13 protein-coding genes are annotated in these 20,827 nt (G+C 70.1%); 6 read left to right on the forward strand and 7 right to left on the reverse strand.

Annotated elements, in window-relative coordinates:
• Nucleotides 1-12 precede the first annotated feature (12 nt).
• The 3 genes from QRN26_RS10060 to QRN26_RS10070 form a co-directional block, all read right to left on the reverse strand.
• The gene (locus QRN26_RS10060; RefSeq protein WP_285036419.1) at nucleotides 13-2,091 is read right to left on the reverse strand and encodes a bifunctional copper resistance protein CopD/cytochrome c oxidase assembly protein; all 2,079 of its coding nucleotides are present in this window, start codon (nucleotides 2,089-2,091) and stop codon (nucleotides 13-15) included.
• A gap of 212 nt (nucleotides 2,092-2,303) precedes the next feature.
• Entirely contained in the window at nucleotides 2,304-2,915 is a 612-nt protein-coding gene (locus QRN26_RS10065; RefSeq protein ID WP_056008593.1) for a hypothetical protein, read from the reverse strand.
• Between the two features lie 139 nt (nucleotides 2,916-3,054).
• Nucleotides 3,055-3,711 carry a fasciclin domain-containing protein gene (locus QRN26_RS10070; RefSeq protein WP_056008590.1) on the reverse strand — a complete coding sequence of 219 codons (657 nt, stop codon included), beginning with the start codon at nucleotides 3,709-3,711 and terminating at the stop codon, nucleotides 3,055-3,057.
• Nucleotides 3,712-3,921: 210 nt separating this feature from the next.
• On the opposite strand from QRN26_RS10070, the gene recQ reads away from it, so the two are divergent.
• From recQ to pip, 4 genes are all read left to right on the forward strand, one after another.
• On the forward strand, nucleotides 3,922-5,925 hold the full coding sequence (recQ, locus tag QRN26_RS10075) for a DNA helicase RecQ (protein WP_285036420.1): 2,004 nt from the start codon (nucleotides 3,922-3,924) through the stop codon (nucleotides 5,923-5,925).
• A gap of 161 nt (nucleotides 5,926-6,086) precedes the next feature.
• Nucleotides 6,087-8,168 (forward strand): acyl-CoA dehydrogenase family protein, encoded by a 2,082-nt coding sequence (locus QRN26_RS10080; RefSeq protein WP_285036421.1) that lies wholly within the window; start codon nucleotides 6,087-6,089, stop codon nucleotides 8,166-8,168.
• Between the two features lie 90 nt (nucleotides 8,169-8,258).
• Entirely contained in the window at nucleotides 8,259-9,146 is an 888-nt protein-coding gene (ypfJ, locus tag QRN26_RS10085) for a KPN_02809 family neutral zinc metallopeptidase (protein ID WP_285036422.1), read from the forward strand.
• 105 nt (nucleotides 9,147-9,251) lie between these two features.
• Nucleotides 9,252-10,211: a prolyl aminopeptidase gene (gene pip / locus QRN26_RS10090; RefSeq protein ID WP_285036423.1), complete on the forward strand. Its 960-nt coding sequence runs from the start codon at nucleotides 9,252-9,254 to the stop codon at nucleotides 10,209-10,211.
• 64 nt (nucleotides 10,212-10,275) lie between these two features.
• Here pip and QRN26_RS10095 read toward each other — a convergent pair whose 3' ends face one another.
• Both QRN26_RS10095 and QRN26_RS10100 read right to left on the reverse strand, forming a co-directional pair.
• A complete protein-coding gene (locus tag QRN26_RS10095; protein ID WP_285036424.1) occupies nucleotides 10,276-10,998 on the reverse strand; it encodes a polysaccharide deacetylase family protein in 723 nt (240 codons plus the stop codon).
• 103 nt (nucleotides 10,999-11,101) lie between these two features.
• Nucleotides 11,102-11,593 (reverse strand): FAD synthase family protein, encoded by a 492-nt coding sequence (locus QRN26_RS10100; protein WP_285036426.1) that lies wholly within the window; start codon nucleotides 11,591-11,593, stop codon nucleotides 11,102-11,104.
• 188 nt (nucleotides 11,594-11,781) lie between these two features.
• Between QRN26_RS10100 and QRN26_RS10105 the strand changes: the two genes are divergently transcribed.
• Together QRN26_RS10105 and QRN26_RS10110 are read left to right on the forward strand one after the other, a co-directional pair.
• The gene (locus tag QRN26_RS10105) at nucleotides 11,782-12,435 is read left to right on the forward strand and encodes a DUF4352 domain-containing protein (protein WP_285036428.1); all 654 of its coding nucleotides are present in this window, start codon (nucleotides 11,782-11,784) and stop codon (nucleotides 12,433-12,435) included.
• Nucleotides 12,436-12,655: 220 nt separating this feature from the next.
• The gene (locus QRN26_RS10110) at nucleotides 12,656-18,052 is read left to right on the forward strand and encodes a PKD domain-containing protein (protein WP_285036430.1); all 5,397 of its coding nucleotides are present in this window, start codon (nucleotides 12,656-12,658) and stop codon (nucleotides 18,050-18,052) included.
• A gap of 188 nt (nucleotides 18,053-18,240) precedes the next feature.
• Here QRN26_RS10110 and QRN26_RS10115 read toward each other — a convergent pair whose 3' ends face one another.
• Nucleotides 18,241-19,194 carry a glycosyltransferase family 2 protein gene (locus QRN26_RS10115; RefSeq protein WP_285036432.1) on the reverse strand — a complete coding sequence of 318 codons (954 nt, stop codon included), beginning with the start codon at nucleotides 19,192-19,194 and terminating at the stop codon, nucleotides 18,241-18,243.
• On the reverse strand, nucleotides 19,191-20,732 hold the full coding sequence (locus tag QRN26_RS10120) for a lipopolysaccharide biosynthesis protein (protein ID WP_285036433.1): 1,542 nt from the start codon (nucleotides 20,730-20,732) through the stop codon (nucleotides 19,191-19,193). The genes QRN26_RS10115 and QRN26_RS10120 overlap by 4 nt, the downstream gene beginning before the upstream one ends.
• Between the last annotated feature and the right edge of the window lie 95 nt (nucleotides 20,733-20,827).

Here is a 20,827-nt window from a genome sequence, read left to right on the forward strand (position 1 = left end):
TCGTCGTCCGGCTCAGGAGTGCTCGCGGTCCTCACTCGACCGCTCGTCCTGCCGGTTGATGCGCGCCAGACGGGCGTTGTAGTCGCCGAGCTCGGCGTCACCGTCGCGCTCCGCCCGGCGGTCGTACCGTTTCGCGGCGCGCTCGTCACTCTGGACCCACTGCGAGACGACGATGAGCGCGACGAGCACCGCCGGCACCTCCCCGACGCTCCAGGCGATGCCACCGCCGACGCCCTGGTCGGCGAGGAGCGCGGCGGTGTCGGTGTACCCGAGGGCCGTCCACCAGTCGGCGGCGAGCACGGTCGAGCTCGACATGATCGCCAGGCCGAAGAAGGCGTGGAACGCCAGGGTCGCGAGCAGCAGGATGAGCCGGAACGGGAACGCGGGCCGGTTCGGACCGGGGTCGACGCCGATCAGCACCCAGAAGAACAGGTACCCGGTGGCGAGGAAGTGCACGGTCATGAGGACGTGACCCTGGTGCGCGATCATCGCCCACTCGAACCAGCCGGTGTAGTAGAACACCACGAGACTGCCGGCGAACAGGACGCCCGCGACGGCGGGCTTCGACAGGAGGCTCAGGTAGCGGGAGTGCACGACGGCGAGGATCCACTCGCGGAGCCCCCGCCCACCGTCCGTCCGGGCCGGCAGGGTCCGGAGGGCGAGGAGGACCGGGCCGCCGAGCACGAGGAGCGGCGGCGCGATCATCATGAGTGCCATGTGCTGGAGCATGTGGGTGCTGAAGTGGATCTGGCCGTAGGCGGCGAGGCCACCACTCGTGGCGTACAGCAGTGCGACGCAGCCGAGCAGCCAGGCGACCAGCCGGGTCACCGGCCACGCGTCACCGCGCCGTCTGAGCCGCAGGAACGCCCACAGGTACCAGCCGGCGCCGACGGCCGCGATCCCGGCCCACATCCAGTCCACGTGCCACTCGGTGAACATCCGGAGCGGCGTCACGGGCGGTGGGTACTCGAACCCGAGGAGGCGGCGTCGGACGTCGTCGGCGACGGGCTCCTGCGACACCGGCGGTTGGCTGCGGGACAGCGCGACGGAGACGCCCATCGTCACGGCCATGACGACGACCTCGCCCACCGCGAGGCGGATGAAGGCCCTCGGGTCACCACCTGGACGCAGCAGCCGGGGGATGAGGCGACGTCGGTGCCAGACGCCTGCGCAACCGAGGAGCACGAGCGCCACCGTCTTGGCAACGATGAGCAGCCCGTAGGGGGTCAGGAGGTCGGACGGTCCCGCCAGACGCAGTGAGGCGTTCACGACACCGGAGAAGGCCACCGCCCCGAACGCCCAACCGGCCAGCACCGAGTAGCGCGCGACCACGACCCCGATCTCGTTTCCGACGGCTCGGCGCAACAGGATCACCGCGACGAGGCCGCCCGCCCAGGCGGTGACGCCGATGAGGTGGACGGCGAGCGAGTTCACTGCGTTGCCGTGTTCGTCGGAGCCGGCCGCGTGTCCGGACAGCGAGAGCGGCAGGAGCGCGAAGACCGCGATGGCGTTCGCCGCGGCGACCCAGGCGAGACGGCGCGCGAGCACCACGATGCAGCCGACGAGGAGGACGCACCCGAGCGAGCCGAGGAGCGTCTGACCGAGTTCGAGTTGCGTCGCGTAGAAGAGGAAGGTGTTGGCGAAGGTGGGCGACGACACGGGGACGCCGATGGAGTTCGCCGCGGTGAACACGAGGACCGCGATACCGGCGGCCAACCAGACGGCCGACGACCAGGCGGCCCAGCGGACGGCCTTGGCCTGCGAGAACGAGACGATGCCGGGCACGATGCGTTGCCCCGGCAGGAGGAACGTCGCGGCGGTCAGCAGCCCGATCGTCACCGCCGCCGCCGCATCGTGGACCACGCGCGCGATCGGGAGCCCCCTCGTGACCACGACACCGGGGTCGGAGAGCAGGGTCCCGGTCGAGAACGCCCCGGTGCCGACGAGCGCGAGCAGGGTGACGGCGACGGCGACCGGCACGGATGCGAGCATGATCGCCTCCGGTGCCCGGATCGGAGCCAGTCCGGGGGAGCGGTTCGGCGCGACCGCGAGGTCGTCGTCCGGTGGGGAGGAGGTGCGGGGTTCGGCCACGGTGGTGGCTCCTTTCCTGCGGGTCGGCGCGCTCGTCCCTCGGGACGCGTCGCCGCTGCAGCACTGGCCGCTCGACGGGTCGGCGGGGACCGTGGTCGAGCGACGGGAATGGGGAGACGGGTCGTGCGGCGCTCCGGATGTCGGAGCGCGGTGGGACGACCCGCGGTGTGGGGCGGTCGACGGGGACCGATGGGGTCCGGCCGGCCGCGTGCTCAGCGGATGGTCGCGAGCGGCGGACCGCGCAGGGCGGTCGTCTCGGGGTGGAAGCCGAGCGGGTGCGCCAGGCGGGGTTCGATCGCCGTCTCGACGCGCGTCGGGCGCGTCGGCGGCGTGTCCGTCAGCGCTCTGCGGATGAGGCGGACGAGGACGAACTCCCGCACGCCCGCGAGGGCCGCGAGGAGCGAGCCCGCGCGCTGGAAGGCGGCGATGGTCACGAGACCGGCGGCGAGGTGGGCGGACCACATGCCCACATCGGTGTGGTGGCTCGCGGTCGCGCCGGTGACGAGGTCGACCGTTGCGGCGGACCCGTGCGTGCCGTGCGCCATGGCTCCCGGGTGCTGAGCCGTTCGCGGTGCGGTGCCGAGTACGAACAGGGTGTGGAACAGGACCTGGCTGACGACGACCGAGAGCGTGGTCCGCAGGAGGGTCAGGCGCCGACCGGCGAGGAGGACGCAGGCCGCCGTGGAGAGGACGAGTGGGGCGACGACACCGAGCGCACCCGGGACCTGGCCCCCGCCGGCGACGTGCGACAGCAGGGCGACGAAGGTCGCGAACACCGCCGCGCTCGACCCGCGCAGGACGCGGTCGGAGCGGTCTGACGGCATGGGTCCATTCTCACAGACGCGCGTCCGCTCGGCGTCGCAGACGATCGGCCCCGGACACGACGAAGCAGCCCCGCCATCCGGTGCGGATGACGGGGCTGCGGGTGTCGCTGGTGATGCGTGCGGGTGAACCCGCGGTCGGCTACTTGGCCGGCGGCATCAGGACCGAGTCGATGAGGTACACGGTCGCGTTGGCGGTCTTGACGCCACCGCAGATGACCTTGGCACCGTTGACGGTGATGTTGTCACCCGAGCCCTCGACCTTGACGGTTCCACCCTCGACGGTGGTCTGGTCACCATCGATGTCCGACGGCGCGATCTGGCCGGGGATGACGTGGTAGGTGAGGATCGACGTCAGCGTCGCAGCGCCCTCAGGCGTCTTGAGGCTGTCGATCGTGGCGGCGTCGATCTTCTTGAAGGCGTCGTCGACCGGAGCGAAGACGGTGAACTCGGAGCCGTTCAGGGTGTCGACGAGGTTGACGTCGGGGTTCAGCTGGCCGGAGACCGCAGCGGTGAGCGTGGTCAGCAGTGGGTTGTTCGATGCGGCGACGGCGACCGGGTCGGCCGACATGCCGGCGACGGATCCTGCACCGTCCGGGACGGCGTCAGCGTAGGCGGCGCAGCCCGAGCCGACGAGGTCCGCTGCCGGGTCGGCAGCCATGGACTCGGTGGGTGCGGAGCTGGGCTCCATGGAGGAGCCGCTGTCCGAGCTGGAGCCGCTGGAACAGGCTGCGAGGCCGAAGGTTGCGACGGCGGCGAGTGCGAGCACTGCCATGTGGTTCCGCTTGATGGTACGCATGTGATTCTCCTTTGATGAGGTTTGGACCGGCTGTTCGAGTGCCTCTCAGAACCGGCCCTCGATGACACTTCGGAGCCCCCACAGGGGTGGTTTGGAAAAAGTTCGGATCCGGCCTCGACGACCCTCCGGCATTAAGAGGAACGAACTTTCCGTCCGGAACGCTGTGGAGGCTCGCGCGGCGATGTCGGCTGTGGCGGCTACGATCGACGGATGAGCTGGAGCACCGAACCCGACTGGATCCCGGACGACGCGGACGCTCCCGACGACTTCGACGCACCGCCGCCCGACGACGCCTACCTCGGCGGCGGGGTCAGCTGGGGCGCGGCGCCGTCCACGGCCGCTCCGGCTGCCCCGCGCACGGCGACCCCGGCCGTCACGCGCGCCGCAGGCCAGAAGTTCGCCACAGCGCAGGAGGCCCTGCACACCGTCTTCGGGTACGACGCGTTCCGCGGGGAGCAGCAGCAGATCATCGAGCAGGTGGCCGGCGGTGGCGACGCGGTGGTCCTCATGCCGACGGGTGGCGGCAAGAGCCTCTGCTACCAGATCCCCGCACTGCTCCGGCCGGGCACGGGCATCGTCGTGTCACCGCTCATCGCGCTCATGCAGGACCAGGTCGACGCGCTCCTCGCGGTCGGCGTCCGTGCCGCCTTCCTCAACTCCACGCAGGATCCCGCGGAGCGTTCCCGGGTCGAGCAGGCCTATCTCTCCGGCGAGCTCGACCTCCTCTACGTCGCGCCCGAGCGGCTGAGCTCCGAGGCCACCCGCCGCTTCCTCGGGCAGGGCACCATCGCGCTCCTCGCCATCGACGAAGCGCACTGTGTGTCGCAGTGGGGGCACGACTTCCGCCCCGACTACCTCATGCTCGGCGAGCTGGCCGAACGCTGGCCCGACGTCCCGCGGATCGCCCTCACCGCGACCGCCACCGACGCGACGCACCAGGAGATCACCCAGCGCCTCCACCTGGGCGAGGCGAAGCACTTCGTCTCGAGCTTCGATCGCCCGAACATCCAGTACCGCATCGTGGGCAAGAACGAGGTCCGCAAGCAGCTCGTCGCGTTCGTGAAGGAGCAGCCGGCCGGCACCGCCGGGATCGTGTACTGCCTGAGCCGCAAGACGGTCGAGCAGACGGCCCAGCTCCTCCGCGACAACGGGGTGGACGCCGTCGCGTACCACGCCGGCCTCGACGCCTCGGTCCGCGCGGCCGCGCAGTCCCGCTTCCTCCGCGAGGACGGGGTCGTGGTCGTCGCGACCATCGCGTTCGGCATGGGCATCGACAAGCCGGACGTCCGGTTCGTCGCCCACGTCGACCTCCCGAAGAGCGTCGAGGGGTACTACCAGGAGACGGGGCGCGCGGGCCGCGACGGCGAGCCGTCCATCGCCTGGCTCGCGTACGGCCTTCAGGACGTCGTGCAGCAGCGTCGCATGATCGCGGAGTCGCCGGGCGACCTCGCCCACCAGCGCAACCTCAGTGCGCACCTCGACGCCATGCTCGCGCTCTGCGAGACGGTCGACTGCCGCCGGGTCAACCTGCTGCGGTACTTCGGCCAGCCGTCGACCCCGTGTGGCAATTGCGACACCTGCCTCGAACCGCCGGTCACCTGGGACGGCACCGTCCCGGCGCAGAAGCTCCTCTCCACGATCGTGCGCCTGAAGCGCGAACGGAACCAGTCGTTCGGTGCCGGCCAGATCATCGACATCCTCCGGGGCAAGCGGACCGACCGGGTCGCCCAGCAGCGGCACGACGAGCTCGCGACCTTCGGCATCGGCGAAGACCTCAGCGACCAGGAGTGGCGTGGGGTCGTCCGCCAACTCCTCGCACGCGACCTCCTGGCCACCGTCGGCGAGTACGGCACGCTCGGCCTCACGGAGGGGAGCGCCGAGGTGCTCGCCGGGAGCCGGCCAGTCGCCATGCGCCGCGAGCCGGAACGCGCCGCCCGGTCCTCGTCGCGGTCGTCCTCCCGGTCGGCGGGCGCGAACGCGGAGCTGGAACCGGCCGCCGCCGAGCTCTTCCAGGCGCTCCGCGCCTGGCGGGCGAGCGTCGCGAAGGAGCAGGGCGTCCCGGCGTACATCGTCTTCGGCGACGCCACCCTGCGGGCGGTCGCGACGGCCAAACCCACCTCGCTCGGCGAGCTCGACGGCATCAGCGGCATCGGTGCGAAGAAGCTCGACGCCTATGGTGCGGCGCTCGTCGAGGTCGTGTCCGCGAACAGCTGAGCCACGGCCTGGGAGCTTCCTGCGACAGCTGTGGGGCATGACCAACACGGTCCGCCACGATCGGGCGGCCCCTTGTCCACATCCCACAGGTGCTTTCGGGCTTCGTTATGACAGTCCTACCATTGTGGGAGGTTTTCATGGGTGAAAGGCAGGGCACAGGGATGGTCGACACAGCGATCCGGACGAGCGTCAGCGGTACGACGGCAGCGACGGTCGAGGTTGCGCCGTCGGATGCGCGCCTCGACGTCCCGGCGCTCGCCCGCCAGCTCCTCGGATCCTGGCCGGAGGCACGTCTCGCCTCCCGCGCGCTCGCCGCCCGCCCCGAGATGCAGCGCATCGAGGGGCAGTCGATGGACGACCACCGCGACCGCGTGTTCCACCAGTTGAAGCTGCTCGTCGAGAACGGACAGGTGCTCAAAGCCTTCCCGACGCGCCTCGGCGGTGCGGACGACCACGGCGGCAACATCGCCGGGTTCGAGGAGCTCGTGCTCGCCGACCCGTCGCTCCAGATCAAGTCCGGCGTGCAGTGGGGCCTCTTCGGCGCCGCGATCCTCCACCTCGGCACCGAGCCGCACCACGACGCGTTCCTCCCGGGGGCGATGAACCTCGACGTCCCCGGCGCCTTCGCGATGACCGAGTCCGGCCACGGATCCGACGTGGCGTCGATCGCCACGACGGCGACGTACGACCCCGAGACGCAGGAGTTCGTCATCGACACCCCGTTCCGGGCGGCGTGGAAGGACTACCTCGGCAACGCGGCCGTCCACGGGAAGGCGGCGACGCTGTTCGCCCAGCTCATCACGAACGGCGTGAACCACGGCGTCCACTGCTTCTACGTCCCCATCCGCGACGACGAGGGTGCCTTCCTGCCCGGGATCGGCGGCGAGGACGACGGGCTGAAGGGTGGCCTGAACGGCATCGACAACGGTCGACTGCACTTCACCGGGGTTCGTGTCCCGCGCACCAACCTGCTGAACCGCTACGGCGACGTCGCCGAGGACGGCACGTACTCCTCGCCGATCGCGAGCCCCGGGCGTCGCTTCTTCACCATGCTCGGAACGCTCGTCCAGGGTCGGGTGTCGCTCGACGGCGCCGCGACGTCCGCCTCCGCCCTCGCGCTGCAGATCGCGATCACCTACGGCAGCGAGCGCCGTCAGTTCAACGCGGGCAGCGACACGCAGGAGGAGGTCATCCTCGACTACCAGCGCCACCAGCGCCGGCTCCTGCCCCGCCTCGCGACGACGTACGCGCAGATCTTCGCCCACGACCGGCTGCTCGTGAAGTTCGACGAGGTCTTCAGTGGCAAGGCCGACTCCGACGAGGACCGCCAGGACCTCGAGACGCTCGCGGCAGCGCTCAAGCCCCTGTCGACCTGGCACGCGCTCGACACCCTCCAGGAGGCTCGGGAAGCGTGCGGCGGGAACGGCTTCCTCGCCGAGAACCGCCTCACGGGTCTGCGTGCGGACCTCGACGTGTACGCCACGTTCGAGGGCGACAACAACGTGCTCCTGCAGCTCGTCGCCAAGCGCCTCCTCACCGACTACAGCCGGAAGTTCGCGAAGGTCGACGCCGGGGCGCTCGCGCGGTACGTGGTCGAGCAGGCGACCGACCGCGCCGTGCACAACAGTGGGCTGCGGAGCCTCGCGCAGACGGTGAAGGACTTCGGGTCCACCGCGCGTTCGGTGAGCCAGCTCCGCGACACGAACGTGCAGCGTGAGCTGCTCACGGAGCGGGTCGAGTCGATGATCGCCGAGGTCGCGACCAAGCTGCGCGGAGCCAACAAGCTGTCCAAGCAGGCCGCATCCGACCTCTTCAACGCGCACCAGAACGAGCTCATCGAGGCGGCACGGGCGCATGGCGAACTGCTGCAGTGGGAGGCGTTCACCGAGGGCGTCGAACAGATCGAGGACCCGGGCACGAAGCAGGTCATGACCTGGGTGCACGACCTCTTCGGGCTCTCGCTCATCGAGAAGCACCTGGCCTGGTACCTCATCCACGGTCGGCTCTCGCCGCAGCGTGGTCAGGCTGTCAGCGCCTACGTCGACCGCCTCATCGCGCGGCTCCGCCCGCACGCCCTCGACCTGGTCGATGCCTTCGGGTTCGCTCCCGAGCATGTGCGGGCGCCCATCGCGACCGGCCAGGAGGCGCAGCGCCAGCAGGAGGCCGCCGACTACTTCGCAGCGCGTCGTGCTTCTGGCGAGGCGCCGGTCGACGAGAAGACGCTGTCCAAGAAGCAGCGCTGAGCGCAGCCGGTTGACGGGAGGCATATCGTCGTCGGCGCAAGGGTCCGGCGACGATATGCCTCACCTCGCGCTGCGCGATAAGGTGCGGACATGACGTTCAACGACAACGCCGACATCAGCGGGAACAAGGTCAAGCGACGGGGCAAGACCACCGGCATCGCCGTCGGCGGCGGCGCGGTGGGGGTCATCGTCATCGCGCTCATCTCCCAGTTCCTCGGCGTCGACGTCTCGGGCCTCCTCGGCGGCGGGGGAGCCGGTGGCGGATCGCAGGAGGAGACCCTCCTCTCCGAGGAGTGCCAGACAGGTGCCGACGCGAACGCAAACGTCGACTGCCGGATGGGTGGTGCCTACTCCTCGCTCGACGACTACTGGTCGGAGGAGCTTCCGGCCCTCGGTGTGGACTACACCTCACCGGCTGACTTCATCATCTTCGACCAGCAGACGAACACCGGATGCGGTGCTGCCTCGAGTGCCACCGGCCCGTTCTACTGCCCGCCGGACCAGACCATCTACATCGACACGAGCTTCTACGGCGAGCTGCGCGACCGCTTCGGCGCCTCCGGTGGCCCGCTCGCGGAGATGTACGTCGTCGCCCACGAGTGGGGTCACCACATCCAGGCGCTCACCGGCGTCATGGATCGCGCCGACCGCAGCGGCACCGGGCCGGCGTCCGACTCCGTGCGCATCGAGGTCCAGGCCGACTGCTTCGCCGGCGCCTGGGTGGCGGCGGCGTCCGACACCGAGGATGCCAAGGGTGTCGCCTTCCTGAAGCCGGTGACGCAGCAGGAGATCGACGACGCGCTGAGCGCCGCGGCCGCGGTGGGCGACGACCGCATCCAGGAGGCGGCGACCGGCCAGGTGAACCCGGAAGCGTGGACGCACGGCTCGGCCGAGCAACGCCAGCGCTGGTTCATGACCGGGTACAACGGCGGTCCCGCCGCCTGCGACACCTTCTCGGTGTCGGCCGACCAGCTCTGACGAGACCTGGGGGAACGGTGTGGTGGCACCCTCGGCCGGACGATCCACGCCATGCTAGAACGACCAGTGCGACGCGTCGAGCGCGCACCGAGGAAGGACAGGACCATGGGCGAGCCGTATCCCGAGATCGAGCCGTACGAGACCGGCATGCTCGACGTCGGCGACGGACAGTCGCTGTACTGGGAGACCTCCGGCAACCCCGACGGGAAACCCGTCGTCTTCCTCCACGGCGGACCCGGCGGCGGCACGAGCCCCGTCCACCGCCGCCTCTTCGATCCGAAGCGGTATCGGATCGTCCTCGTCGACCAGCGCGGCTGCGGCCGCAGCACCCCGCACGCGAGCGATCCCGCCGCCGACCTGTCCACCAACACCACCTGGCACCTCGTCGCCGACCTCGAGACGCTGCGGAAGGCGCTGAAGATCAAGCGCTGGATGGTGTTCGGCGGGTCCTGGGGCTCCACCCTCGCGCTCGCGTACGCCCAGAAGCACACGAAGCGCGTGACGGAGCTCGTCCTCCGCGGCATCTTCACCCTGCGCGACGAGGAACTCGACTGGTTCTACGAGGGCGGCGCGGCAGCCGTCTTCCCGGACCTGTGGGAGGGGTACCTCGAACCGATCCCCGTGGAGGAGCGCCGTCGGCTCATCGAGGCCTACCACCGGCGCCTGTTCGACGAGGACCCTGCTGTGCACGGTCCGGCGGCGGTCGCCTGGTCGCGCTGGGAGTCCTCGACGATCACGCTGCTCCCACAGGCCGAGACCGTCGCCCGCTTCACCGACCCGCGGTTCGCCGTCGCGTTCGCGCGCATCGAGAACCACTTCTTCACCAACCGCGGTTGGTTCGAACCCGGACAGCTCATCCGCGACGCCGACAAACTCGCCGGCGTCCCCGGCGTCATCGTCCAGGGCCGCTACGACATGTGCACCCCGGTCTTCACCGCCTGGGACCTGCACCGCGCCTGGCCCGAGGCCGAGTTCACGATCGTCCCCGACGCCGGGCACGCGTTCGACGAGCCGGGCATCCTCTCGGCGCTCGTCGACGCGACCGACCGCTTCGCGAAGGACTGAGCGGCTCCCGTCGACGCCCTTCGACAAGCTCAGGGACCGGGGAGGCTCAGGGACCGCGGTGCCGCTACTCCGAGAAGCGGGCCCGGCGCACGGCCTTGCCGCCGCGCAGCGCCTCGCCGAGCGAGCGGCCCACGAGCCCTTCGCGGGCGAATCCGCTGAGGAGCTCCTCCGCGAGTGCACCGCGGTCGACGTCGGGCTCCGGGCCGTCGTCGACGCCGTCGGCAGGGCCGGCGAAGCCGTCGTGCGCGAGCAGGATCGACCCCTGGTGGCAGTGCCGGACGGCGTGGGCGACGCGCTCGTGTTCGCCGACGTCCTTGACGTCCCACGCGGTCGCGGTCCACAGCACCGTCTGGAGGCCGGCCCGCTTGACCGCCTGCCAGGTCTCGATGCTCTGCGCACCGTACGGTGGACGGAACCACTCGATGCGCTGCCCGCTCAGCTGCTCCAGCTCCTGCTTCGCGGCGAGGGTCCGCCGGTAGGCGACCTCCTCGGGGAAGTCGGTGAGGCGGACGTGGTCGTCACCGTGGAGGGCGAGTTCATGCCCCTCGGCCACCATGCGGTGGAGCAGTTCGGGGTGCTTCCTGGCCCGTCCGACGAGGACGAAGAAGGTCGCGGTGGCGCCGGCCGCGGCGAGGGCGTCGAGCACGCCAGGCGTGCCGTCTGGGCTCGGGCCGTCGCCGTAGGTCATGACGACCGTGCGCTCCTCGGTGGCGACACCGACGATCGAACCGTGGACGGGCAGCGAGCCGGTGAGGCGTGCCAGCAGTGCCTGCCGAGCCTTCGTCATGTGTCCACCGCCCCGTGTGTCGATCCGTCCAACAGTACCTCGATGCGCTGCGGATGGGGAGCGTGGAGCTGCGGGGCGGGAACCGGCGATCGTGCCGGAGGAATCAGGCCTGGACGAGCGTCGCGTCGAGCTCGCGTTGCTCGTCGAGCTGGGCGAGTGCGCGTCGGAGTGCGGTGCTCGAGGTGCTCATCGTGTACGGGAAGTACACGACCTCGACACCCACCTTGGCGAACTCCGCTTCGAGCCGGAGGCCTTCGGCGGTGCCGCGCCAGTCGTCGCCCTTGAAGAAGATGTCGAAGCGCAGCGCGTCCCACGCCTGCAACTTGTCGTCCCAGGTCTCCTCGACCGCCTCGTCGACGAAGCCGATGTGACGGACGATCTCGAGTCGCTCCGTCAGCGGGACGATGGGTTCGATGCGCTTGCGGGTGCGGAGCAGCTCGTCCGAGACGACGCCGGCGATGAGGTAGTCGCAGGCGCTCTTCGCGTGCCGCAGGATGTTCAGGTGACCGACGTGGAACAGGTCGAATGCTCCGGCGGCGTAGCCGACGCGGCCCTGTCGTCCGGACTGCTGCGCGCTGCTCTGCTGATCGGTCATCGCCGAACGCTCCCCACTCGAGTGTTTCCCTGTCGTCTTCGGCGCGTTCATTGAGCCTCTTCCGAGGGTATGAGGGTCATCAGCGCTTGCCGAGTCCACTTTCAGGTGCCACCCGAGGAGGGGTGTCGGCTCCGATACCCCCTGACGGACCGGTGCGATACAGTTCCCGAGACGATCTGGAGCATGACATGGCCGAAGCAGAAGACCGCACCGAGGTGTCCCCCGCAGCACACGAAGCCGGAGCGCCGGAGCGCCGCCGCCTCGTGGCCATCGTGGTCTCCGTGGTCGTCGTCCTCGTCGTCGTCGGGATCGTCCTGTGGTTGACCCTCCGCCCGGGCACGCCGTCGGGGCAGGGCACGACCGCGCCGTCCGCCCTTCCCTCGTCGTCATCGTCGACGCTGCCGACCGCGGAGCCCGGCTCGACGTTGCCCCCCGCCGGATCGAGCGACGGCGCGATCGGTCTCGACGACACCGCCCCGGTGACCGACGCGGTGAGCGTGCGCATCGAATCACTGGAAGCCGTGGACGGTGAGGCGTCTCAGCCCGGCGAGGTCGCCGGTCCGTCGATCCGGGTGACGATCGCCTTCACCAACTCCGGTTCCGAGGCGTACTCCTTGGCGGGCGCGGTCGCGAACGCCTACTACGGTTCGGATCTCACGCCGGCGATCGAGCTGGCCGCTCCGGGCGGCGTGCCGTTCCCGGAGCAGGTGGCGGCGGGCGAGACCGTGCGTGGCACCTTCGTCTTCAATGTCCCCGAGGACGCGCGCGACGCTGTGCGGGTGACGGTCGACTATGCGGCGGCCGAGCCGGCGGTGGTGTTCGAGGGCGCCGCACCGCGCTGACGAGCGTTCTGTATCAGCCAGCTGTCGATCTGTCAGGTGTGATCGGGGCTGTCAGCGAAAGTCACCCCTGATCTGGGGGTGCTTCTGCCCCCAACGGGGTGCATCGTCGTCCCCCATCTTGCGCTTGACTGCGTGGAGGACCTCATCATCCCGCCCGCGTCTCCCGAACGCGTGTGCCAGCGGTCCGCCTCCTTCACCCGAGAAGACTGCGAGATACACCATGACCACACTGCTGTCGTCCGAGCCCGCGATCGCGCGGCGGACGCACCGACCATCCGGCGCGCGCCGCCTCGCCCTCGTCGGCATCACCGTCGCGGCCGTGCTGTTCGGCACGCTCACCACCGCACAGGCGGCATCGGCCGACACGACGCCGACGACCGGCCAGCCCGCGACGGTCTCGTCCGACGCCCTTCCCGCACCCCAGATCAACGGTGTCGTCTGGGACCAGGTCGTCATCGGCAACACGGTCTACGTCGCCGGTTCGTTCACGACTGCACGGCCGGCGGGATCCGCGGCCGGTGCGAACACCGTGACGCGCAACAACTTCCTCGCCTATACCCTGTCGACTGGCGCGCTGCTCCCGTGGGCACCGAACTTCAACCAACAGGTGCGCTCGCTGGCGGCATCGCCCGACGGTACGAAGCTGTACGCGGGCGGCCAGTTCACGGCGGTCAACGGGACGACCAGGTACCGCCTCGCCGCGTTCGACGTGGCGACGCAGACGCTGATCGCCGGCTTCGCGCCGTCGATCAACTCGATCGTCAAGGCGGTCACCGCGACGGACACGACCGTGTACGCCGGTGGTCAGTTCACCTCCGCGCAGGGCTCGGCCCGCGCCGGTGTGGCGGGCTTCGCCGCGTCGAACGGCGCGCTGACCGGCCTCGCACCGGACGTCGTCGGCGGAACGGTGCAGGCGCTCGTCCTCAGCCCCGACTCTTCGAAAATCGTCATCGGTGGCAACTTCACGTCGGTGAACGGTTCGAACAGTCCCGGCTACGGGCTCGCGGCCCTGAGCACCGCCTCCGGCAGCTCCATGCCTTGGGCGATCAACTCCCTCATCCGCAACGGTGGTGAGGAGGCGTCGATCAACTCCCTCACGAGCGACGGCACAAGCGTCTACGGCACCGGATACACCTTCGGCAAGGGAGGCAACATCGAGGGCGCGTTCAAGGCCGACTGGACCGGCGGCGAGCTGCAGTGGGTCGAGGACTGCCACGGCGACTCGTACTCCGTCGCGGCAGACACCGACGTCGTCTACGTCGCCAGCCACGCCCACTACTGCGGGAACGTCGGCGGATACCCGCAGACCGACCCGTGGGGCTTCCAGCGAGCGACCGCCTTCACCAAGGCCACCACCGGCACGCTGACCGCCGACCCGTACGGCTACTACAACTTCGCGGGCACCCCCGCACCGACCCTGCTCAACTGGTTCCCGACGATCAACACCGGCAGCTACACCGGTACCGGTCAGGGCGCCTGGGACGTGACCGTCGCTGGTGACTACGTGCTCTACGCCGGTGAGTTCACCCAGGTGAACGGCACGGGCATGCAGGGCCTCGTGCGGTTCGCGAAGGCCTCCATCGCCCCGAACAAGGACGGCCCGCGACTCACCGGCTCCAACTTCGTGCCCACCGTCACGTCGTTCAGCCGTGGGACGGCCCGCATCTCATGGCAGGCCAACTACGACCGCGACAACTCGGACCTCACCTACCAGGTGATCCGCAACAACGTCACGGCCTCGCCCGTGTACACGACCCAGGCCTCCTCCACGTTCTGGAAGCGTCCGGTCATGTCCTTCCTCGACACCGGCCTGACACCCGGACAGTCCTACAACTACCGGATCAGGGCGACCGACCCGTACGGCAACTTCCAGCAGGGACTCAACGTCGCGGTCACCGTCTCCGAGGACGGCGTGATCAGCAGCTACCAGCAGTCGGTGCTGAATGACGGCGCGACTTCCCTCTGGCCGCTCGGCGAGTCGAGTGGGACCACCGGCTTCGACTGGACCTCTGGTGACGACCTGACCCTCACCGCGACCGGCGTGACGCGCGGAGCGGCTGGCCAGGAAGCCGCCTCGAACAACGCGGCGACCACCTTCTCGGGCGGATCCAGCTCCTCCACCGTCCAGAGGCCTTCCCCGAACGTCTTCACCACGGAGGCGTGGTTCAAGACCACGACCACTTCCGGCGGCAAGATCATCGGGTTCGGCGGATCCGCGACCGGCAACTCCTCCTCCTACGACCGTCACGTCTACATGGGCAACGACGGCCGACTGAACTTCGGCACCTACACGGGCGCGACGAACGTCGTGACCAGCCCGAAGGCCTACAACGACGGCGAGTGGCACCAGGTCGCCGCCTCACTCGGAGCGAACGGCATGCAGTTGTTCGTCGACGGGCGGAAGGTCGCGGCCAGGGCCGACGTCACGAGCGGTCAGGTCTTCAACGGCTACTGGCGTGTCGGTGGTGACAGCCTCGGTGGCTGGCCCAACGGTCCGAGCAGCAGCAACTTCTCCGGCGACATCGACGACGTGTCCGTGTTCCCGACGGTCCTGACCCGCCAGCAGGTCGACGCCCACTACGTCGCCTCCGGCCGCACGTCCACCGTCCCGACCGCACCGGCCGATGCTTACGGCGCCGCGGTGTTCGGCCTCGACCCGGCGCTCTTCTGGCGCCTCAACGAGACGAGCGGGTCCACTGCCGTCGACGCCGGCCCGACTGAGTCGAACGGCCTGTACTTCGGTCAGGTCACGAAGGGTGCGAACGGCGCCATCTCCGGCGTGGACAACAGGGCGGCCCAGTTCACCTCCAACGGCTGGGACGAGGGCGGTGTCTCGAGCCAGTCGAGCTACTCCAACCCGACCAGCTACGCGATGGAGGCCTGGTTCCAGACCACCTCCACCCAGGGGGGCAAGGTCATCGGCTTCGGCTCCAACCAGACCGGCGGGTCCGGTGGGTACGACCGACACGTCTTCCTGCGTCCCGACGGCAAGCTCGTCTTCGGCACCTGGACCGGCCAGGAGAACACGATCACCTCGCAGGCCGCCGTCAACGACGGCCAGTGGCACCACGTGGTCGCCCAGCAGTCCGCAGCCGGTATGAAGCTGTTCATCGACGGCTCGTCCGTCGGTACCAACCCGCAGACCGGTGCGCAGGACTACACCGGGTACTGGCGGGTCGGCGGCGACAACGCCTGGCAGGGTTCGGTCCCGTACTTCAACGGCAAGATCGACGAAGTCGCCGTGTACAACGCGCCGCTGACCGACGCCCAGGTCACCCAGCACCGTGAGCTCGGCCTCGGCCAGGCTCCCAACGTGCTGCCGACCGCCGCGTTCACGAACGCGGTGGCGAACCTCCAGCTCACCACGGACGCGTCGGCCTCGACCGACTCGGACGGGGTCGTCAGCTCCTACGCCTGGGACTTCGGTGACGGCCAGACCGGCACCGGCGCCACGGCTTCCCACACCTACGCCGCGGGCGGCAGTTACACCGTCAGCCTCACGGTGACGGACAACCGCGGTGGAACGGCCACCACGCAGCAGACGGTGACGGCCGTGGCTCCGAACCAGCTCCCGACCGCGGCCTTCACGCCGACGGTCGTGAACCTGGACGGGTCCTTCGACGCCTCCGCCTCGGTCGATCCCGACGGGACGATCGCGTCGTACGCCTGGAACTTCGGCGACGGGACCACCGCGACGGGCGTCACCGCGACACACACGTACGCCACGGCGGGCACGTTCAGTGTGAGCCTGACGGTCACCGACAGCGTCGGCGCGACCGCGAGCGTCTCGCACGACGTCGTCACGACGTTGGCTCCCAACCAGCTGCCGATCGCGAGCTTCACGGCGGCGTCCACCGGACTGACGGCGAGCTTCGACGGATCGGGTGCCTCGGACCCGGACGGGACCATCGCCTCGGTGGCGTGGGACTTCGGTGACGGAGCGACCGGCACCGGGACGACGACGACCCACAGCTACGCGACGGCGGGCGCCTACACGGTCACCCAGACCGTGACGGACAACCGCGGCGGCACGGCGGCGACGACCCTGAGCGTCACGGTCGCGGAGATCCCGGTGGCGTCCACCTACGCGGCGGACACCTTCGAGCGCACCGCGAGCAACGCGTGGGGCACGGCGGGGACAGGCGGAGCCTGGACCGTCGCCGGAGGCAACACGAGCTTCTCGGTCGGCAACGGCACGGGCAAGATGTCGCTGCCCGCGGGCGGAACCCGCACGGCTCGCCTCAACGCGGTGTCCGCGACGGACGTGACGGTGAGCGCGAAGATCACGGCCTCCGCTGTGGCGAACGGTGGCGGCGTGTACGCGTCCGTCATCGGTCGCCAGGTCGGGAACGCGTTCTACTCCAGCCGCGTCTGGATCCAGGCGAACGGAGCGGTCCGCATCCAGCTCCTGCAGGGTGCGACGGCTCTCCAGGCCGTCACCGTCCCGGGCCTCACTTACACCGCCGGACAGGCGCTCCAGATCAAGCTGCAGGTGACGGGCGCCTCGCCCACCACCCTCGGGGCGAAGGTCTGGGTCGCCGGCGCGACGGAGCCGACCGCCTGGCAGGTCCAGGCGACCGACTCCACCGCCGGGCTGCAGTCCGCCGGCCTGGTCGGCCTCAGCAGCTACCTGTCGGGATCGACCACGAACGGACCGGTGACCGTCACCTTCGACGACCTGCTCGCAGCGACGCCGGGTGCGGCCCAGCCGACCCCGGTGAACCAGGCTCCGACCGCGTCGTTCACGGCGACGGCCTCCGGGCTCACCGCGGCGCTCGACGCCACCGCGTCCACCGACCCCGACGGCACGATCGCCTCGGTCGCGTGGGACTACGGAGACGGCACGACCGGAACCGGCTCGACGTCCTCGCACGTCTACGCCGCCGACGGGACCTACACGGTCACCGCGACGGTCACGGACAACGGCGGGCTCACGGCCACGACCACGCGGACCGTCACGGTCACCGCGCCGATCGTGCCCCCGGTCGACCCCAATCCGGTCGTCATCGCGGCGGACACGTTCGCACGGACCGCGGCCAACAGCTGGGGAGCCGCGCAGACCGGCGGCCCGTGGACGCTCGCCGGGACGGCGTCGTCGTTCTCGGTGAACGGCACCGCCGGCCTCATCTCGGCCACGGCCGGGCAGTCCCGCACCGCTCGACTCGCCCAGGTCTCGTCCACCGCGACCGATTCGACGGTGTCGTTCACGATCGCGCAGGCATCGACCGGTGGGGGACAGTTCGTCTCGCTGGTCGGCCGTCAGGTCGGCGCCGACAACTACGCGGCGCGCGTCTGGGTGCAGGCGAACGGTGTCCTGCGTCTGCAGCTGATGAAGGGATCCACGGCGCTGACCGCGGTGAACATCGCCGGCCTCGCGTACACCCCCGGGATGAAGATCACGGTCCGTACGCAGGTGTCCGGTGTCGGCACGACCGCCATCAAGGCCAAGGCCTGGGCGGACGGGCAGACCGAGCCCGACTGGCAGGCGAGCACCACCGACACGACCGCCGCGCTGCAGGCGCCGGGGTCGGTCGGGGTGGACACCTACCTCTCCGGCACCATCACCAACGGTCCGGTCGTCGTGAACTACACCGGCTACCGGGTCACCGCGCTCTGAGCTGACCGAGACCCGGCCGGGAGCGGACGCCGTCCTCGATGAGACGCCCACTCCCGGCCGCACCAACGGCGGTGTCCACCGGTGTTCGCAGCGCCGGGACATCGCCAGATGTGCCTCCGTCGGGATACGGAGCACACCGAGAAACGCCCCTGATGCTCATCAGGGGCGTTTCTCGGTGCGGGGCCAGATCAGTGGGTGGACGCGCGGCCGGTGCGGATCCGTGTCGCGAGTCGGCGTCCGTCGTGGATCGCACGGACGGCGGTCCACAGGACGGACGGGTTCGTCAGCAGTTGCTTCCGGCCGCCCTGGAGCAGGATCTCCCACGAGACCGCGAGGGTGGAGCGCCGCCACGAGGCCTCGTCGCGCTCGCTGAGGTGGAGCGCGGCGAAGACGAGGCGGTTCCGGATGTTGTAGAAGTAGTACAGCCCCGACTTGGCCTGACCGGACGAGGTCTGTCCGACGGCCTGGGTCCCGCCCTCCGCGTGCACGGCGGTGACGTCGTCGAGGACGAGCAGCGTGCCCCCGGCGGCGACGACCTTGTGCGACAGGTCGACATCCTCCCAGTAGAGGAAGTACTCGTCCGAGAAGCCACCGACCTCGCGCCACAGCGACAGGCCGATGGCGAGGCAAGCGCCGGTGAGCCAGGGCTCGATCCGATCGAGGGGCACCGTCGCCAGGCGACGACGACGGGAGCGGATACGACCGTCGTCCAGGTACAGGTCTGACCCGCCGAACCAGAGGCTGCCGTCCGGGCGGAGGATGCGCGGCGCGACCAGGGCCGATGGGTCGGCCTCGCACGCGGCGAACAGCGCGGCCGCAGCGGAAGGGAGGAGTTCCGCGTCGGGGTTGAGGATCACGAATCGGCTGGCCCCCGCCTCGACGGCGAGTTCGACGCCGGCGTTCACGCCTGCTCCGAAGCCGAGGTTGCCCGACGGCTCCACCAGATACCAGCCCTCGGCGGTGGCCAGGGTCTGGAGCCGGGCGCGCTCCGCGGTGGTCGTCAGGTTGTCGACGACGACCGTCACGAGCCCCGGAGCGTCCCGAGTGAGTCTCGTGAGGTGCTCGGCGAGCAGCGCACTCGAGCCGTAGTTGACGACCACGACGGCGGTGCCGCGGAAGTCGGGGACGGCGGCGGTGTTCATGCGAGACTCCCGTCGTCGGCAGGGCCGTCCGGCTCGGTCGAGGCGGCGGGTGGGGTCTTCGACCGTCGCGCGGCCGAGACGATGTTGAGGACCATCCGCAGGTCTCGACGCACGGCGGGGACCACGAGTGCGGCGAGGCCGTACACCGCGAGGTCCGCCACGATCGCGGCGAGGATCTGCAGGACGGAACCGCAGCCAACGGTGAAGACGGTCGCACCGTACGCGGCGGCCCCGGCTGCGAGGGTCAGCAGCGAGATGCGTACGACGCCGAACAGGAGCTTCCGGATCGGGATCGGCGCCCACCGGTTCAACCACCAGAGCGAGAGTGGCCAGGACACCACTGGCTCAAGGGCGAAGCCCGCGGCCACACCGACGACGCCCCAGTTCGACCCGATGAGGACGAAGGTGATCTTCAGGGCCGCACTCATGAGCGTGAACTGGAACAGCCGGGCGGTGAGCCCCTTCGACACGTAGACCCAGTACCCGACGAGGGCGAGGGTCTGGAAGGCACCGGCCACCGTCAGGAACCGGAGGACCGGGGCCACCTCGAGCCAGCGCTCGCCGAGACCGAGGGCCACGATCGGTTCCGCGGCGCCGGCGACGAGCCCGAGGCCGGCGACGAGCGTGTAGCCGAGTGCGACCTGTCCGCGCACGACGTAGGAGTCGAAGCGCGCCTGCTGGTCCTGGATCCGCGAGAGGACCGGGATCGCGACGCGGGTGACCGGCGCGCGGAGCTGGTTCAGCGGGTTCATGAGGAGCTGGAAGCCTCGGCTGTAGATGCCGAGCGGAGCCGCACCGAGGCGCAGGCCGATGACGAAGGAGTCCGTGTTGTTGGCCGCGTAGCCCACGAGCTGGGTGGCGACCATGTTCCAACCGAACCGGTAGAAGCCCCGCATGTCGACCCCGCGTCGCGGGAGCCGGGGGAGCCAGCGCGACGCGATGAGCACGAGGATCAGCGTTGCGAACGACAGCGTCACCATCTGCCAGGCCAGGGCCCAGTACCCGGCGCCGAGGACGGCGAAGACGATGGCGACGGTGAGCGCGATGACGGCGGCGGCGACGTCGACGACGGCGAGCGTCGTGAAGCGCAGCGACCGGCTGAGGCTCGCACGGTGCTGGGTGCAGACGCCGTTCAGGAGGAAGGCGAGCCCCATGAACTGCGCGAGCGGCACGAGCTCGGGCTTCCCGTAGAGTGCCGCGATCAAGTAGGCCAGACCGAAGATGATCGCACCGAGCGCGATGCCGATGCCCGAGTTCGCCCAGAACAGGATGTCGCGCTGTCGATCACTGAGCGTCTTCGCCTGGATCGCAGCATTGGAGAGCCCGAAATCGCGGAAGATCTCCGAGACGCCGACGACGGCCATGACCATCGCGAAGAGGCCGTAGTCGTCGGGCGTGAGGAACCGCGCGAGCACGACCACGGAAACCACCTGGACGAGGATCCTGGTGAGCTGACCGACCATCGTGACGGCCGCGCCCCGGGCGGCATGGCGGCCGAAGTCGCCGCTCGTGGTCCCCGGCGCGGTCCCGGCGGTCATGCGCACACCGCCGCGACGACGCCCGAGGTGGGGGCGGTGGGGACGTCCCGGCACCCAATAGTCTGGTCATCGATCGACGGCTCTGCCGCGGAGAG

Source organism: Plantibacter sp. ME-Dv--P-095 (assembly GCF_030209365.1).
In the GTDB taxonomy this organism is placed as follows: Bacteria; Actinomycetota; Actinomycetes; order Actinomycetales; family Microbacteriaceae; genus Plantibacter.

Coding starts and splice junctions, on each gene's coding strand:
- recQ (WP_285036420.1), top strand. CDS start 3,922: ATGAGCTGGAGCACCGAACCCGACTGGATCCCGGACGACGCGGACGCT.
- QRN26_RS10080 (WP_285036421.1), top strand. CDS start 6,087: ATGGTCGACACAGCGATCCGGACGAGCGTCAGCGGTACGACGGCAGCG.
- QRN26_RS10120 (WP_285036433.1), bottom strand. CDS start 20,732: ATGACCGCCGGGACCGCGCCGGGGACCACGAGCGGCGACTTCGGCCGC.
- ypfJ (WP_285036422.1), top strand. CDS start 8,259: ATGACGTTCAACGACAACGCCGACATCAGCGGGAACAAGGTCAAGCGA.
- QRN26_RS10070 (WP_056008590.1), bottom strand. CDS start 3,711: ATGCGTACCATCAAGCGGAACCACATGGCAGTGCTCGCACTCGCCGCC.
- QRN26_RS10110 (WP_285036430.1), top strand. CDS start 12,656: ATGACCACACTGCTGTCGTCCGAGCCCGCGATCGCGCGGCGGACGCAC.
- QRN26_RS10115 (WP_285036432.1), bottom strand. CDS start 19,194: ATGAACACCGCCGCCGTCCCCGACTTCCGCGGCACCGCCGTCGTGGTC.
- pip (WP_285036423.1), top strand. CDS start 9,252: ATGGGCGAGCCGTATCCCGAGATCGAGCCGTACGAGACCGGCATGCTC.
- QRN26_RS10065 (WP_056008593.1), bottom strand. CDS start 2,915: ATGCCGTCAGACCGCTCCGACCGCGTCCTGCGCGGGTCGAGCGCGGCG.
- QRN26_RS10100 (WP_285036426.1), bottom strand. CDS start 11,593: ATGACCGATCAGCAGAGCAGCGCGCAGCAGTCCGGACGACAGGGCCGC.
- QRN26_RS10105 (WP_285036428.1), top strand. CDS start 11,782: ATGGCCGAAGCAGAAGACCGCACCGAGGTGTCCCCCGCAGCACACGAA.
- QRN26_RS10095 (WP_285036424.1), bottom strand. CDS start 10,998: ATGACGAAGGCTCGGCAGGCACTGCTGGCACGCCTCACCGGCTCGCTG.